This window comes from Rubrivivax gelatinosus, from assembly GCF_016583785.1.
In the GTDB taxonomy this organism is placed as follows: domain Bacteria; phylum Pseudomonadota; class Gammaproteobacteria; order Burkholderiales; family Burkholderiaceae_C; genus Rubrivivax; species Rubrivivax gelatinosus_B.
Window position 1 is genome coordinate 1 of sequence record NZ_NRRU01000071.1, and the last position, 15,756, is coordinate 15,756.

Genomic DNA, 15,756 nt, shown 5'->3' on the forward strand with positions numbered 1-15,756 from the left:
CCACGCGCATGAGCCTCGTCCCGCCACCTTCCAGCCTCGCAGCCCCGCCGCTGCCGCGGTTCGCGCAGATCGAGCCGGTCGGCCACTGCAACCTGGCCTGCCGCATGTGCACCGTCAAACACCGCGGCGACGCCGTTGCCGAGCTGCCGTTCGAGCGTTTCGTCGCCTGGCTGGACGAGATGCCGCAGCTCGAGCACCTGCACCTGCAGGGCCTGGGTGAACCGATGCTGCACCCGCGCTTCTTCGACATGGTGCAGGCGGCGGCCGCACGCGGCATCCGCGTCGGCGCCAACACCAACCTGACGTTGCTGACGCCCGAGCGCGCCCGGCGCTGCGTCGACGGCGGGCTGGCCGAACTCTCGGTCTCGCTCGATGGCGCCAGCGCCCCGGTCTACGAAGCGGTGCGGCAAGGAGCCTCGTTCGCCAAGGTGCTGCGCAACCTCGACCGGCTGATGGCGGCCTGCGCCGCGCAGCCGGGGCGGCTGGCGGTGCGCGGCGTGATGGTGCTGATGCGTTCGAACCTGCACGAGCTGCCGGCGCTGGTGCGCCTGCTGCACGCGCACGGCGTCGGCGAGCTGCTGGTCCAGCGCCTGTCCAGCGACCTGGAACACGCCGGGCTGCCGCCGCGCTACATCCCGATCCGCGACTACGTGTGCGACGCCGAACTGGCGCCGGCCGAACTGCCGCGTGCGGCCGAACGCTTTGCCGAGGCACAGCAGCTGGCGGGGGAGTTCGGTTTCGTGCTGCACCTGCCGCGGCTCGCGCCCTCGCTGGGCGAAGCCGGCGTGCGCGGCTGCTCCTGGCCGACCGAGCAGCTCTATCTGACGGCCGCCGGCCACATGCTGCCCTGCTGCATGGTGGCCAGCGCCGACCGGGCGGACTTCGGCCGCGTCGCCGACAGACCCGGCGGCCTGGCCGCCACCTGGGGCGGCGCGGTGGCGCAGTCTTTCCGCGCCGCGCTGGAGGGCCCGGAGCCGCCGGCGGTGTGCCGCTCCTGCGCGCTCTACGAAGGCCGGTTCTGAGGCCCGGCCGCCGAGCCGTACCGGCGGCTCAGCCGGCGGGCGCGGCGGTGGTGTTCAGAAGGTTTCCCAGTCGTCGCTGGCCGCGACCGGTGCCGCCGGGCGCGCTGCCGCTGCGGCTGCGGGGGCCGGGGCGGTCGCAGCCGGCTTGTTCGGCTTCACCGGGGTTGCGGCGGGCCGTGCGGCGGCCGGGCGTGCAGCGGGCGCCGCCGGAGCCGGCGGTGCCACCGCGGCGGCCTGCGTCTGCCCGGCGAGTCGGAACACGGCGACCGTCTCGACCAGTTGCCGCGCCTGGGTGCGCAGGCTCTCGGCGGCGGCGGCACTTTCTTCGACCAGCGCCGCGTTCTGCTGCGTCGCACGGTCCATCTGCGCCACCGCCTCGCCGACCTGACTGACGCCGTCGCTCTGCTCGGCGCTGGCGTTGCTGATCTCGCCGACGATGTCGGCGACGCGCTGGATCGAGGCCAGCACGTCCTGCATCTTGGTGCCCGCCTGATGCACGAGCGCGTTGCCGGCCTCGACGCGTTCGACGCTGGCGCCGATCAGCGACTTGATCTCGCGCGCCGCATCGGCACTGCGCTGCGCCAGGCTGCGCACCTCGCTGGCGACGACGGCGAAGCCGCGCCCCTGCTCGCCGGCACGTGCCGCCTCGACCGCGGCGTTCAGCGCCAGGATGTTGGTCTGGAAGGCGATGCCGTCGATGACGTTGATGATGTCGGTGATGCGGCGCGAGCTCTCGCTGATGCCGTCCATGGTCTGGACGACGCGCCCGACCATCTGGCCGCCTTCGGTGGCGACGGCGCTGGCTGCCGCGGCCAGCTGGTTGGCCTGCAGTGCGTTGTCGGCGTTCTGGCGCACGGTGGCGTTGAGCTGCTCCATCGACGCCGCGGTCTGCTGCAGCGCGCTCGCCTGCTGCTCGGTGCGCGCCGACAGGTCGTTGTTGCCGTGCGCGATCTCGTGGCTCGCGGTGGCCACGCTGTCCGCCGATCGCCGCACCTCGGAGACGATGTTGCCCAGGTTGCCCTGCATCGTCGCCAGCGCGTGTAGCAGCCGGGCGGCTTCGTCGCGGCCGTCGGCGTCGATGCGCTTGGACAGGTCGCCGGCGCCGATGGCCTCGGCGCTGTCGACCGCGCGGTGGATGGGCCCGGTGATCGACCGTGTCGCGAAGACCGCGAACAGCGTGCCCAGCAGCGTCGCGACGAGTGCGCCGATGCCGATGCCCCACTGGCCGCGCGTGGTCGCGGCTGCGAGTTCGTCCTGGCGTGTCAGCAGCACCTGCTGCGAGTGCTCGGCGACGTCGTCCAGGGCCTTCATGTAGTCGTTGGCCACCGGTGCGAGCAGGCGGTCGACGTCGGCGAACACGTCCTCGCCGGTGGCGAAACGTTTGGCCAGTGCGCCGCGCACATCGGTGTAGCGGGCGCGCACCTCGCCCACCTTGGCGATCAGCGCCTTGCCCTCCTGCTCGTCGACCAGCTCCAGCAGCGCTTTCTGCACGCCGGCGGTGTCGGCGGAGATCTGCTCGATGTCCTTCTGCAGCGCCAGGTGGTACTGCGGGTCGGTGGTCTTCAGCGACGCCGACACCTTGGTCCAGCTGACACGCAGGTTGGTCGCCCACTGGCTCGCGAGCTTGCTGCGCTGCTGTTCCTTGTGAACGATGGTTTCGCTGGCGGCCTTGTGCTGCCCCAGCTCCCAGATCGCCATGGCGGCGATGGCTGCAGTGATCAGCAGGACCAGGGCGAAGGCCAGGCCCAGGCGGGCTCCGATTCTGATTTGATTCATGTGGGTCCGATCGACGACTTGGAACTTCAGCCGCTTGCGTGCCGGCGCGGATGCCTGCAGCAGTTCATCGGACGCGAGCCGTCTTTCCTGAGGCATGCGGAGAAGAAATGACGGTCTCCGTGCGTAATTTGGCGGTGGTATTTGGGCAAAACCGCAAAAACGCGTAAAGCACTACAAGTGGATCAAGATCGAGGGCGCGGCGGAGCCTGCATCGATTGACCGAAGTCAGCTCCCGTGGGCTGGCAATCCTTGATGCCGTCGGCGTGCGAAGGGCGTAATTTCGGCCCTTCCGAACTGGCGGAGGTGGGTATGAGCCGTGACAGTGCCTTGGCGACCCGCAGCCTGGAAACCGGGGCCGTTCTGGCCCAGGCCCAGCCCTGGCAGACCTTCCCGGTGACGCTCGACTCGGCCGCGGTGGCGGTGATGACGGACCTGACGGTGGTCAAGGCGGCCACGGTCTCGCCGGCCGCGACGCTGCGCCAGGCCGAGCAGAAGATGATCTACCAGGGCGTGCGCCTGCTCTTCGTCGTCAGCGACGTGCCGGCGGTGGAGGGCCTGATCGCATCCACCGACCTGCGTGGCGAGCGCACGCTGCGCCTGGTGCAGCAGCGCGGCCTGCGCTATGACGACATCGCGGTGGGCGACGTGATGACGCCGCGGGCGCAACTCGACGCGATCGAGTTCGCCCGGCTGCAGCCGGCCCGCGTCGGCAACCTGGTGGCGACGCTGAAGAAGCTGGGGCGCAACCACCTGCTGGTGGTCGACGGCGGCGGCGTCGGCGTGCCGCCGCGGCTGCGAGGCATCGTCTCGCGCTCGCAGATCGAGCGCCAGCTCGGCCGCGCGATCGACATCGTGCCGGTGGCGACGAGTTTCGCCGACCTGCCGCAGATGCTCGCGTGAAGGGCCGCGGGCCCGTGCCCGCAGCCGGGAGTTCAGCGCACCGAGGTCGCGCTCGGTGCCTTGCTCACGCGGACCTTGCCGCCGGTGGTCACGATGATCACCGGGTCGCCGGGCTGAAGCGTCTCGTTGCCCTTGGCCTGCACGATCGCACGCCGTTCGCCGCTCTTGAGCTGCACGAGGATCTCGACCGCTTCCTCGCGCGTGCCGAAACGTTCGGCCGCGTTGCCGACCACGGCGCCGGCGACGGCACCGATCACGCCGACGGCGACGCTCTCGCGGCGGCCGCCGACGCTGGAGCCGGCGATGCCGCCGATCACCCCGCCGCTGACGCCGCCGATGCCGCTCTGCGAGCCTTCGACGACGACCGGGCGTGTCGACAGCACGGTGGCGTCGATCACGGTGCTCATGCGCTGGGCGTCGCCAGGGCTGATGACGTCGGGGCTGGTGGTGGAACAGGCCGCCAGTGCCAGCACGGCGGCAGCAGCGATCAAGCGCTTCATTGCAGGAACCTCCTCAAAATCGTCCAACGCTGCCGGGCGGCGGGCGTTGACATCCCGATGGTGCCGCAAAAGAAGGGACGACGATCCCGCCGCGCGCGCCGGCGCAGCGGTAAAGAATCGTTGCCTCGGGGCTTCAGGCGTGCAGCCGGCTGCTGCGCGGCACCGAGGCCAGCAGGAAGTCCATCTGATCGACGAAGATGCGCCGCCCGCGCAGGATCATGTCCTCGTGCAGGCTGGGCACGTAGGGCAGGTAGAGCAGCGACATGTGCGCTTCTTCGGGCAGGCGGTCGGCCTTGCGGCCGTTGCAGGCGCGGCAGGCGGTGATGCAGTTCATCCAGCTGTCGACGCCGCCGCGCGAGACCGGCACGATGTGTTCGCGCGTCAGTTCGTCGAACGGGAAATAGCCGCCGCAGTAGGCGCAGACGTGGCGGTCGCGCACGAACAGCTTGGGGTTGGAGATCGTCGGCGTGTGGCGCCAGGCGCGGCAGGGGATGATGCCGCGCACCGCGATGATCGGATGCACCTCGATGCGCGATTGCACGCCGGTGGCGCGCTGGATGCCGCCTCGCAGCACGTGAAAGGCTTTGCCCAGCGTCCAAGCGACGCCATCGCTGGCATAGAGGATCGCCGCCTCTCGCGGCGTGATCCACGCCTGCGGACGGCCTGACACATCGAGTTGCAGCACATCCATCGGCTCAGAGTAAACAAGAAACGTGCCCACCGCAACCGCGCATTGATGACAGGCAGGGGACTCCGGCCGAAGTTCTAGGGACTTTCCCGAGCAATGGCCCCACGCCGTAGTCGCCGCCAAGAGGAATCGGCAAAATAGAACGACCGTTCGATTTTTTTGTCTTCAACTTGGCCACTTCCTCCATCCCCCGCCCGCCGTCGCCCAAGGCGCTGCAGAAAGGTCTGCAGACCCGTGCCGCGATCCTCGACGCCGCGCTCGGCCTGGCCTCGCACATGGGGCTGGAGGGGCTGTCGATCGGCACCCTGGCCGAGGTCATGCAGATGAGCAAGTCGGGCGTCTTCGCCCACTTCGGCTCGCGCGAGGAGCTGCAGATCTCGGTGATCCGCGAGTACCACACGCGTTTCGAGGAAGAAGTGTTCTTCCCATCGATGGCCGAGGACCGCGGCCTGCCGCGCTTGCGCTCGCTGTTCGAACGCTGGATCCGCCGCGTCTCGATCGAGCTCGACTCCGGCTGCATCTACATCAGCGGCGCGGTCGAGTTCGACGACCGCCCCGGCCCCGTGCGCGACGCGCTGGTCTCGATGGTGCGCGCCTGGCACCTGGCGCTGCAGCGGGCGATCGCGATGGCCGTCGAGGAAGGCCATCTGCGCCCCGAAACCGACCCGTCGCAGCTGCTGTTCGAGATGCACGGGCTGATCCTCGCGCTGCACCACGACGCCCGGCTGCTGCGCAACACCGGGGTGCTGGACCGCGCGCGCCGCGGCTTCGAGCGCCTCGTCGCCGACTGGCAGCCGCTGCCTCCGTCGCCGCGAACCTGAACCCCGTCTCGCCGACCTTCTCCCCAGGAGCCTCCATGCCCCAGTACACCCCGCCGCTGCGCGACATGCAGTTCGTCCTCCACGAGCTGCTCGAGGTCGCGTCGACCTTCCAGATGCTGCCGCGGCACGCCGAGATCGACGCCGACACGATCAACGCCGTCATCGAAGAAGCCGGCAAGTTCGCCGCCGGCGTGGCGGCGCCGCTGAACGCCAGCGGCGACGACGAGGGCTGCACGCTGGATGCGGCGACGCACGAGGTGCGCACGCCCAAAGGCTTCAGGAAGGCCTACGAGCAGTACGTCGAAGGCGGCTGGCCCGCTCTCAGCTGCGACCCGGCCTTCGGCGGCCAGGGCCTGCCGGTGGTGCTGAACCAGTGCCTGTACGAGATGATCAACTCGGCGAACCAGGCCTGGACCATGTACCCGGGGCTGTCGCACGGCGCCTACGAGTGCCTGACGGCGCACGGCACCGAGTGGCAGAAGAACACCTACCTGCCCAAGCTGACCAGCGGCGAGTGGACCGGCACGATGTGCCTGACCGAGCCGCACTGCGGCACCGACCTGGGCATGCTGCGCAGCAAGGCCGAGCCGCAGGCCGACGGCAGCTACCGCATCACCGGCCAGAAGATCTTCATCTCCGCCGGCGAACACGACATCACGCCCAACATCATCCACCTGGTGCTGGCGCGGCTGCCGGACGCGCCGGCTGGCAGCAAGGGCATCTCGCTGTTCGTCGTGCCCAAGTTCAAGGTCGCGGCCGACGGCTCCATCGGCGAGCGCAACCCGATCTTCTGCACCGCCGTCGAAGACAAGATGGGCATCCACGGCAACGCCACCTGCCAGCTGTCGCTGGAAGGCGCCGTCGGCACGCTGGTCGGCGAGCCGCACCGCGGCCTGCAGGCGATGTTCGTGATGATGAACGCCGCGCGCCTGGGCGTCGGCAACCAGGCGCTGGGCCTGACCGAGGCCGCCTACCAGATGGCCGCGGCCTACGCCAAGGACCGCATCCAGATGCGCAGCCTGACGGGCCCGAAGGCGCCGGACAAACCCGCCGACCCGATCATCGTGCACCCCGACGTGCGCAAGATGCTGCTGACGGCGCGTGCCTACGCCGAAGGCGGCCGCGCGCTGGCGACCTACATCGCGCTGCTGATCGACCGCGAACTCTCCAGCGACGACGCCGACGAACGCGCCGACTGCGCCGACCTGGTGGCGCTGCTGACGCCCATCGTCAAGGCCTTCCTGACCGACAACGCCTGGCTCGCGACCTCGCACTGCATGCAGGTCTTCGGCGGCAGCGGCTACATCCGCGGCACCGGCATCGAGCAGTACGTGCGCGACGCGCGCATCAACATGATCTACGAAGGCACGAACACCGTGCAGTCGCTGGACCTGCTGGGCCGCAAGGTGCTGGCCGACAACGGCAAGAAGCTGAAGAAGTTCGGCCGCATCGTCGCCGAGTTCATCGAGGAAGAAGGCGTCAACGAAGCGATGCAGGAGTTCGTCAACCCGCTGGCCGACCTGGGCGACAAGGTCACCAAGCTGACGACCGAACTCGGCATGAAGGCCATGGGCAACGCCGACGAGGTGGGTGCGGCCGCGGTCGACTACCTGCGCGTCTGCGGCCATCTGGTCTTCGCCTACTTCTGGGCGCGCATGGCCAAGATCGCGCTCGAGAAGCAGAACTCGGGCGACCCGTTCTACGTCGCCAAGCTGCACACCGCGCGCTTTTATTTCGCCAAGCTGCTGCCCGAGACCGCGAGCCTGATCCGCAGCGCGCGCGCCGGCTCGGCCTCGCTGATGGCGATGGACGAAACGCTGTTCTGACCCGCCGCCCACGACAACGAAGGAGACAGACATGGACAAGCGCAGCTGGATCGGTTTCGCCCTGGCCGTCGCGGCCTCGACGGCGATGGCGCAGGCCACGCCGCAAGGCCTGTGGCGCACGATCGACGACGACAGCGGCAAGGAGAAGTCGCTGGTGCGCATCGTCGACAACGGCGGTGTCTTCGGCGGGCGCATCGAGAAGCTGCTCGACGCCACCAAGCAGGACGTCAAGTGCGACAAGTGCAGCGACGCCCGCAAGGGCCAGCCGGTGCTGGGCATGACGATCCTCGAGAACGTGCGCAAGAACGCCGACGAACCCTACTGGGACGGCGGCACGATCCTCGACCCGAACAACGGCAAGAGCTACCGCGTGCGCCTGACGCCCAAGGACGGCGGCAAGACGCTCGAGGTGCGTGGCTTCATCGGTCCCTTCTATCGCAACCAGACCTGGCAGCGGGTCGAGTGAGAACCAACCAGGAGCTTCAAGTGAATCGATTCCACGTCCGCAAGGTCGCCGTGCTCGGCGCCGGCGTGATGGGTGCGCAGATCGCCGCCCATCTGGTCAACGTCAACGTTCCTGTCGTCCTCTTCGACCTGCCGGCAAAAGAAGGCCCGAAGAACGGCATCGTCACCAAGGCCGTCGACGGCCTGAAGAAGCTCAAGCCCGCGCCGCTGGGCGTGCCCGAGGACGCCGCGCGCATCGTGCAGGCCAACTACGAGGAACACCTGCACCTGCTGGCCGAATGCGACCTCGTCATCGAGGCCATCGCCGAGCGCATGGACTGGAAGCTGGCGCTGTACGAGAAGATCGCCGGCTCGCTGGCGCCGCACGCCATCGTCGCCAGCAACACCTCGGGCCTGTCGATCACCAAGCTCGCCGAGGTGCTGCCGGAAGCCATCCGCCCGCGCTTTTGCGGCATCCACTTCTTCAACCCGCCGCGCTACATGTACCTCGTCGAGCTGATCGCCACGCCGGCGACGCGGCCCGAGGTGCTGGACGATCTCGAAGCCTTCGTCACGACGACGGTCGGCAAGGGTGTCGTGCGCGCCAAGGACACGCCCAACTTCATCGCCAACCGCGTCGGCATCGCGGGCATGCTGGCGACGATCCACGAAGCCGGGAAGTTCGGCCTCTCGGTCGAGGTCGTCGACGACCTGACCGGCAAGAAGCTCGGCCGCGCCAGCTCGGGCACCTTCCGCACCGCGGACGTGGTCGGCCTGGACACGATGGCGCACGTCATCAGGACGCTGCAGGATAACCTCGCCGACGACCCGTTCTACCCCAGCTACGCGACGCCGCCGGTGCTCCAGGCGCTGATCGACAAGGGCGCACTGGGGCAGAAGTCGGGCGCCGGCTTCTACAAGAAGGAAGGCAAGACCATCCTGCGGCTGGACCCGGCGACCGCGAGCTACGTGCCCTCGACCGGCAAGGCCGACGAGATCGTCGCGCGCATGCTGAAGAAGGCGCCGGCCGACCGGCTGAAGCTGCTGCGCGACAGCAGCAACGCCCAGGCGCAGTTCCTGTGGGCCATCCTGCGCGACGCCTTCCACTACGCCGCGGTGCACCTGGAGGCCATCGCCGACAACGCGCGCGACGTCGACTTCGCGATGCGCTGGGGCTTCGGCATGCAGCAGGGCCCGTTCGAGCTCTGGCAGGCCGCCGGCTGGAAGCAGGTCGCCGGATGGGTCAAGGCCGACATCGAAGCCGGCAAGGCGCTGTCGGCCGCGCCGCTGCCGGCCTGGGTGTTCGAAGGCCCGGTCGCCGAAGCCGGCGGCGTGCACACCGCCGCCGGTTCCTGGAGCCCGTCGCGCCAGACCTTCGTGCCGCGCAGCACGCTGGCCGTGTACGCGCGCCAGCACTTCCCGGAGAACGTGCTCGGCTCTGGCGCCAAGAGCGCGCTGGAGGCCGGCACCGAAGTCTTCCGCAACGACGACGTGCGCATCTGGACGCTGGACGGCGAGGTGCTGATCCTCAGCATCACCTGCAAGCTGCATCTGATCAGCCAGGCCGTCACCGAAGGCCTGGTCAAGGCGATCGAACTGGCCGAGGCCGGCTACAAGGGCCTGGTGATCTGGTCGCCCGACGACGTGTTCTCGGCCGGTGCGAACCTGGAGTCGATGCTGCCGGTGTTCATGAAGTCCGGCTCCAAGGGCATCGCGCCCGAGGTCAAGAAGCTGCAGGACGCGGTGCTGAAGATGCGCTACGCCCAGGTGCCGGTGGTTGCGGCGATGCGCGGCCTGGCGCTCGGCGGCGGCTGCGAGCTGTCGGTCTACGCCTCGCGCCGCGTCGCGGCGATGGAGAGCTACATCGGCCTGGTCGAGGTCGGCGTCGGCCTGCTGCCGGCGGGCGGCGGCCTGAGCTACATCGCGCGCCGCGCGGCGCAGATGGCGAGCGCCGGCAACGCCCAGAGCGTCGACATCCTGAAGTTCCTGACCGACGGCTTCACCAACGCCGCGATGGCCAAGGTGGGCACCAGCGCGATCGAGTCGCGCAAGCTCGGCTACCTGATCGACGGCGACGTCATCGTGCCGAACAAGGACGAGCTGCTGTTCGTCGCCACGGCCCAGGCCAGGGCGATGGCCGACAGCGGCTGGCGTGCGCCGGTCAAGGCGCTGTTCCCGGTGGCGGGGCGCAACGGCATCGCGACGATCAAGGGCCAGCTCGCCAACATGCGCGACGGCGGCTTCATCAGCGCGCATGACTTCCACATCGCGACGCTGATCGCCGAGGTCTGCTGCGGCGGTGACGTCGACGCCGGCTCGCTGGTGACCGAGGAGTACCTGATGACGCTGGAGCGCGAGCGCTTCTGCTCGCTGCTGGACAACCCCAAGACCCAGGAACGCATCATGGGCATGCTCCAAACCGGCAAGCCGGTGAGGAACTGACCACCCCCGTAGCGGCTTCGCCGCTCCCCCTCAAGGGGGCGCCGCCAGCGGCCCGGCAGAGCCGGATCCGCGGCGGCACCTTGGTAAAGCAATACGGAGCTTCCACATGAGCAAGCAAATTCAAGACGCCTACATCGTCGCCGCCACGCGCACCCCGATCGGCAAGTCCGGCCGCGGCTACTTCAAGAACACGCGGCCCGACGACCTGCTGGTGGCCGCGGTGCGCCACGCGCTGTCGCAGGTGCCTTCGCTGGACCCGAAGGCGATCGAGGACGCGGTCATCGGCTGCAGCTTCCCCGAAGGCGAGCAGGGCATGAACATGGCGCGTGCCGCGATGGTGCTCGCCGGGCTGCCGCACTCGGTGGGCGGCGTCACCGTCAACCGCTTCTGCGCCAGCGGCATCACCGCGCTGCAGATGGCCGCCGACCGCATCCGCGTTGGCGAGGCCGAGGTGATGATCGCCGGCGGCGCCGAAAGCATGAGCCTGGTGCCGATGGGCGGCAACAAACCCAGCTTCAACCCCGAGATCTTCGCCCGCGACGAAAACGTCGGTATCGCCTACGGCATGGGCCTGACCGCGGAGAAGGTCGCGACCCAGTGGAAGGTCGGCCGCGAAGCCCAGGACGCGTTCGCGCTCGAGTCGCACCAGCGTGCGATCCGCGCGATGGACGCCGGCGAGTTCGCCGACGAGATGACGCCGTTCACCGTCGTCGACCGTTCGCCGGATCTGACCACCGGCCAGGTGATCACGAAGACGCGCACCGTCACGCTGGACGAAGGTGCACGCCGCGACACCTCGCTCGAAGGGCTGGCGCGGCTCAAGCCCGTGTTCGCCGCCAAGGGCAGCGTCACCGCCGGCAACAGCTCGCAGACCAGCGACGGCGCCGGCGCGCTGATCGTCTGCAGCGAGAAGGCGCTGAAGACCTTCGACCTGAAGCCGCTGGCGCGTTTCGTCAGCTTCGCGGTGCGTGGCGTGCCGCCCGAGATCATGGGCATAGGCCCGATCGAGGCGATCCCCGCTGCGCTGCGCGCCGCCGGGCTGCAGCAGGACGACATCGACTGGATCGAGCTGAACGAAGCCTTCGCCGCGCAGTCGCTGGCGGTGATCGATTCGCTCAAGCTCGACCGCAACAAGGTCAACCCGATGGGCGGCGCGATCGCCCTGGGCCACCCGCTGGGTGCCACCGGCGCGATCCGTGCCGCCACCGTCGTGCACGCGCTGCGCCGCAAGCAGCTGAAGTACGGCATGGTGACGATGTGCATCGGCATGGGGCAGGGCGCCGCCGGTATCCTGGAGCGCTGCTGAACCCCCACCCGCGCCGCGGCGGCCCGGCGCGGGCCCATCACCCCTGGAGGAGACCCGCATGAGCATCAAGACCGCCACGCTCGCCGGCGTTGCGACGATCGAGATCGCGCGCCCCGAGAAGAAGAACGCGCTGACGATCGCGATGTACGAAGCGATGGCCGCGGCGCTCGAAGCCGCCGCGGCCGACAACGCGGTGCGCGCGGTGCTGATCACCGGCCAGCCGGGCATCTTCACCTCGGGCAACGACATCGAGGACTTCATGGCGCGGCCGCCGGCCGAAGGCCCGGACGCGATGGAGTCGCCGGTGTTCCGCTTCATGCGCGCGCTGCTGAACTGCGACAAGCCGGTCGTCGCCGCCGTCACCGGCGCCGCCATCGGCATCGGCACGACCATGCTGCTGCACTGCGACTTCGTCTACGTCAGCGACGAAGCGCGGCTGGCCATGCCCTTCACCGGCCTGGGCCTGGTGCCCGAGTTCGCGTCCAGCTTGCTGGTGCCGCAGCTGATGGGCCAGGCGCGCGCGGCCGAGAAACTGCTGCTCGGCGACGCGTTCACGCCCGAGCAGGCGGTGGAATGCGGCATCGCCAACGCCGTGCTGCCGGCCGGCGAAGTGGTCGCTCACGCGCGCCGTGTCGCCGAACGTTTCAACGCGCTGCCGCCGGGTGCGGTGCGCGAGAGCAAGCAGCTGCTGCGCGGCCCGACCCGTGCCGCGGTGCTGGAGGCGATGCGCACCGAAGGCGAACGGTTCACGCGCCGGCTGCGCAGCCCGGAGGCGATGGAAGCCTTCCAGGCCTTCTTCCAGAAGCGCAAGCCCGACTTCAGCCAGTTCTGAACGCAGCCGCGGGCGAGGCCCGCGCTGCCATCGAGTTCGGGGGGCGCGCGCGGCGCACCCCCCCTGGTTCCAGTCCCGGTCTGGCACGCGCTTCGCAACGCCTGCCCTGACCGACCCGGCGCAGCCGCGCCCCTCGAGGAGTTCCACCGCCGCCGCGACCGTCGCGCGCCCCGTCCACCGTTACCGGAAGGAGCCGTCCCATGTCCCGTGCCGTCACGCTGATGCTGACCCCGTTGCTGCTGGCCCAGGCCGTGCGCACCCGCCAGCGCCTGCCCAAGCTGCCCGAAGCCGATGGTGAACGACACGGAACGACCGGGCAGGGACCGCGCATGCGGCTGCTGATCGCCGGCGACTCGTCGGCCGCGGGTGTGGGCGTGATGCACCAGCGCCATGCGCTCGCGCACCCGTTGGCCGAACTGGTGGCCGAACGTGCCCAGGCGCGCGTCGAGTGGCGCCTGGTCGCACGCTCGGGCATGACGACGGCGCAGACCCTGCACCTGCTGCAGCGCGAGGACCTGCCGCCCTTCGACGTCGCCGTCATCGTCACCGGCGTCAACGACATCGTCGACCGCGTGCCGCTGCACCACGCCATCGTCGCGCGCGAACGCCTCGCCGACTGGCTGCGCGGCGCGCTGCACCTGCGTCACGTCGCCTTCGCGGCGTTGCCGCCGGTACACCAGTTCCCCGGCCTGCCGCAGCCGCTGCGCTGGTGCGCCGGCAGCGAGGCGCTGCGCCACGACCGTGCGCTCGAGCGCTGGGCGGCGTCCTATCCCGGCGTCTCGCGTGTCGACATGGGGCTGCAGCTCGAGCCGCAGACCATGGCGTCGGACGGTTTTCATCCCGGCGAACCGGCTTACCGCTACTGCGCTGCCGTCATCGCCGAACACGTCGCCGGCCGCGTCTGGCCGGCCATCAAGAAGAAAGAGGAGACGACTGCATGAACCAAACCCGCAGCCTGCAGGGCCGAACGCTGTTCATCACCGGCGCCAGCCGCGGCATCGGCCTGGCGATCGCGCTGCGTGCGGCGCGCGACGGTGCCAACGTCGTGCTGGTGGCCAAGACCAGCGACCCCAACCCCAAGCTGCCGGGCACCGTGCACGAAGCCGCCGAGCAGGTGCTGGCCGCCGGCGGCCAGGCGCTGGCCGTGCCGACCGACATCCGCGACGACGCCGCCGTCGCCGCTGCGGTGGCGGCTGCGGTCGAGCGTTTCGGCGGCATCGACATCCTGGTCAACAACGCCAGCGCGATCAGCCTGACGCCGACCGCGGCGACGCCCATGAAGCGCTTCGACCTGATGTTCGGCGTCAACGTGCGCGGCACCTACGCCTGCACCCAGGCCTGTTTGCCGGCGCTGACGGCCAGCGCGCGTGCCGGCCGCAACCCGCACGTGCTGAACATGAGCCCGCCGCTTTCCATGCGCGAGCACTGGTTCAGGGGCCACGTCGCCTACACGATGGCCAAGTACGGCATGAGCGAGTGCACGCTGGGCCACGCCGGCGAGTTCCGCCCGCTGGGCATCGCCGTCAACAGCCTGTGGCCGCGCACCGCGATCGCCACCGCGGCGCTGCAGATGATTCCGGGCGTCGACGTCAATCTCTGCCGCAAGCCCGAGATCCTGGCCGACGCCGCCTGGTTCATCCTGACCAGCGATGCCAGGGCGACGACCGGCAATTTCTTCATCGACGACGAGCTGCTGGCCGCGAACGGCGTGACCGACCTGGACGGCTACGCCGTCGTCCCGGGGACGAAGAACTTCATCCCCGACTTCTTCATTGATTGAGCCCCCAAGCTCGCATTCGCTCGCTACCCCCCAAGGGGGCCGTCCGCCGACGACCCGGCGGAGCCGGGCCGTGGCGGGAAGCTTGATGGCCGGCGGCTTGGCGCCGGCCCTGGCTCGCTGACGCTTAGAAGAACCGGCCGACGTTCAGCAGCGTCAGCAGCCCCAGCAGCGCGAAGATCGCGGCGCTGACCGCGTGCACGACGCGCATCGGCACCAGGCGGCTGACGCGGTCGCCGAAGAAGACCGCCGGCACGTTGGCCAGCATCATGCCGAAGGTGGTGCCGGCGACCACCGCCCACAGGTCGCTGAAACGCGCCGCCAGCGCGACGGTGGCGATCTGCGTCTTGTCGCCCATCTCGGCGAGGAAGAACGCGATCACCGTCGTGCCGAAGACGCCGAAACGCGCCGTGCCGCCTTCGACTTCGCCGGCTTCGTCGGGGATCAGCATCCACACTGCCATGCCGAGGAAGCTCAGGCCGATGACCCAGCGCAGCAGGTCCGGGCCCATCCAGCGCGCGACGGTGTCGCCAACGACGCCGGCCAGCGCGTGGTTGACGAGTGTCGCGACGAGCACGCCCAGGATGATGGGCACCGGACGCTTGAAGCGCGCCGCCAGCAGCATCGCCAGCAGCTGCGTCTTGTCGCCCATTTCGCCGAGCGCGACGATGCCGGTGGAGATCAGGAAGGCTTCCAAGGGATGATCCGAAGCGGGCCGGCATGACCGGATGCTGACCACGCCGCAACCCCGGCCCGATTCGGAGGCGACGCAGTCAACGGTCTTGCCAGGCTTGGGGGCTGTGCTGGCCATGGTCCGAGCGGACCAAGCGTGTTGACCAGGACCCCTGCCGATGCGGCAGGGCGGCTACTCCCCGATGACGAGTGCAGCCGCGATTCTATCCGGGCGTCTCGCCGCCGCCGTCCGGCCGCGGTCTTAAGAGGACCCTAAGACGCGCCGCGCAGCATCCGTGTCCAAGGAGCTGCCATGAACGTCCCATCCACCCGAACCCGATTCCGACTGCCTTCGCGTGCCGTGCTCGCCACCTGCGCGGTCGCTGCCGTCGCCGTGCTGTCGGCGCTGCCGGTGCTCGCCGCGCCGGCCGATCTGCTGGCGCGTTACGCCGCCGAAGCCGGCCGCGCGCCCGACGCCGCCCGCGGCCAGCAGTGGTTCCATGCCCGCCACGGCGGCGAATGGAGCTGCGCCTCCTGTCACGGCGACCAGCCGACGCAGGACGGCCGCCACGCCAGCACCGGCCGCACGATCGCGGCGCTGGCGCCGGCCGCCAACCCGAAACGGTTCAGCGACGAAGCCAAGGTCGAGAAGTGGTTCCGCCGCAACTGCAAGGACGTGCTCGAACGCGCCTGCACGCCGGCCGAGAAGGCCGACGTGCTGGCCTGGCTGACGACGCTGAAGTGAGCACG

At 69.7% G+C, this 15,756-nt stretch carries 15 protein-coding genes and 1 riboswitch; of the genes, 11 read left to right on the top strand and 4 right to left on the bottom strand.

Going from position 1 to position 15,756, the window contains the following annotated elements; genetic code table 11:
* The coding region (locus CKO43_RS17450) for a radical SAM protein (RefSeq protein WP_207185105.1) at positions 1–1,022 on the top strand (1,022 nt) is incomplete at its 5' end.
* A gap of 54 nt (positions 1,023–1,076) precedes the next feature.
* On the opposite strand, the gene CKO43_RS17455 is transcribed toward CKO43_RS17450, so the two are convergent.
* A complete protein-coding gene (locus tag CKO43_RS17455) occupies positions 1,077–2,798 on the bottom strand; it encodes a methyl-accepting chemotaxis protein (protein WP_200379378.1) in 1,722 nt (573 codons plus the stop codon).
* A gap of 309 nt (positions 2,799–3,107) precedes the next feature.
* Between CKO43_RS17455 and CKO43_RS17460 the strand changes: the two genes are divergently transcribed.
* Positions 3,108–3,698, top strand: coding sequence for a CBS domain-containing protein (locus CKO43_RS17460; RefSeq protein WP_200231311.1), 591 nt, complete (start codon positions 3,108–3,110; stop codon positions 3,696–3,698).
* Positions 3,699–3,730: 32 nt separating this feature from the next.
* Here the strand turns inward: CKO43_RS17460 and CKO43_RS17465 are convergent, their stop codons facing one another.
* Together CKO43_RS17465 and CKO43_RS17470 are read right to left on the bottom strand one after the other, a co-directional pair.
* Complete coding sequence (locus tag CKO43_RS17465) at positions 3,731–4,198, bottom strand: outer membrane lipoprotein (RefSeq protein ID WP_200231312.1); 468 nt, start codon at positions 4,196–4,198, stop codon at positions 3,731–3,733.
* Between the two features lie 133 nt (positions 4,199–4,331).
* Positions 4,332–4,889 (bottom strand): HNH endonuclease, encoded by a 558-nt coding sequence (locus tag CKO43_RS17470; protein ID WP_200379379.1) that lies wholly within the window; start codon positions 4,887–4,889, stop codon positions 4,332–4,334.
* A 167-nt stretch (positions 4,890–5,056) separates the two neighbouring features.
* On the opposite strand from CKO43_RS17470, the gene CKO43_RS17475 reads away from it, so the two are divergent.
* The 8 genes from CKO43_RS17475 (at position 5,057) to CKO43_RS17510 (ending at position 14,337) form a co-directional block, all read left to right on the top strand.
* Positions 5,057–5,707 (top strand): TetR/AcrR family transcriptional regulator, encoded by a 651-nt coding sequence (locus CKO43_RS17475; protein ID WP_200231314.1) that lies wholly within the window; start codon positions 5,057–5,059, stop codon positions 5,705–5,707.
* A 35-nt stretch (positions 5,708–5,742) separates the two neighbouring features.
* Complete coding sequence (locus tag CKO43_RS17480) at positions 5,743–7,533, top strand: acyl-CoA dehydrogenase C-terminal domain-containing protein (RefSeq protein ID WP_200231315.1); 1,791 nt, start codon at positions 5,743–5,745, stop codon at positions 7,531–7,533.
* 31 nt (positions 7,534–7,564) lie between these two features.
* A complete protein-coding gene (locus tag CKO43_RS17485; RefSeq protein WP_200231316.1) occupies positions 7,565–7,999 on the top strand; it encodes a DUF2147 domain-containing protein in 435 nt (144 codons plus the stop codon).
* A gap of 20 nt (positions 8,000–8,019) precedes the next feature.
* Entirely contained in the window at positions 8,020–10,419 is a 2,400-nt protein-coding gene (locus tag CKO43_RS17490) for a 3-hydroxyacyl-CoA dehydrogenase NAD-binding domain-containing protein (protein ID WP_200379380.1), read from the top strand.
* A 106-nt stretch (positions 10,420–10,525) separates the two neighbouring features.
* The gene (locus CKO43_RS17495) at positions 10,526–11,725 is read left to right on the top strand and encodes an acetyl-CoA C-acyltransferase (RefSeq protein ID WP_200379381.1); all 1,200 of its coding nucleotides are present in this window, start codon (positions 10,526–10,528) and stop codon (positions 11,723–11,725) included.
* A 58-nt stretch (positions 11,726–11,783) separates the two neighbouring features.
* Positions 11,784–12,557 (top strand): enoyl-CoA hydratase, encoded by a 774-nt coding sequence (locus CKO43_RS17500; protein WP_200379382.1) that lies wholly within the window; start codon positions 11,784–11,786, stop codon positions 12,555–12,557.
* Positions 12,558–12,757: 200 nt separating this feature from the next.
* Positions 12,758–13,498 (top strand): SGNH/GDSL hydrolase family protein, encoded by a 741-nt coding sequence (locus CKO43_RS17505; protein WP_200379383.1) that lies wholly within the window; start codon positions 12,758–12,760, stop codon positions 13,496–13,498.
* Positions 13,495–14,337, top strand: a complete 843-nt coding sequence (locus tag CKO43_RS17510) for an SDR family oxidoreductase (RefSeq protein ID WP_200379384.1) — start codon at positions 13,495–13,497, stop codon at positions 14,335–14,337. The genes CKO43_RS17505 and CKO43_RS17510 overlap by 4 nt, the downstream gene beginning before the upstream one ends.
* Positions 14,338–14,461: 124 nt before the next feature.
* Here the strand turns inward: CKO43_RS17510 and CKO43_RS17515 are convergent, their stop codons facing one another.
* Complete coding sequence (locus tag CKO43_RS17515) at positions 14,462–15,031, bottom strand: TMEM165/GDT1 family protein (RefSeq protein WP_200379385.1); 570 nt, start codon at positions 15,029–15,031, stop codon at positions 14,462–14,464.
* Between the two features lie 21 nt (positions 15,032–15,052).
* A riboswitch (yybP-ykoY riboswitch) is annotated at positions 15,053–15,220 on the bottom strand.
* 99 nt (positions 15,221–15,319) lie between these two features.
* Between CKO43_RS17515 and CKO43_RS17520 the strand changes: the two genes are divergently transcribed.
* Positions 15,320–15,751: a DUF1924 domain-containing protein gene (locus CKO43_RS17520; protein WP_200231323.1), complete on the top strand. Its 432-nt coding sequence runs from the start codon at positions 15,320–15,322 to the stop codon at positions 15,749–15,751.
* The last annotated feature ends 5 nt before the right edge of the window (positions 15,752–15,756 follow it).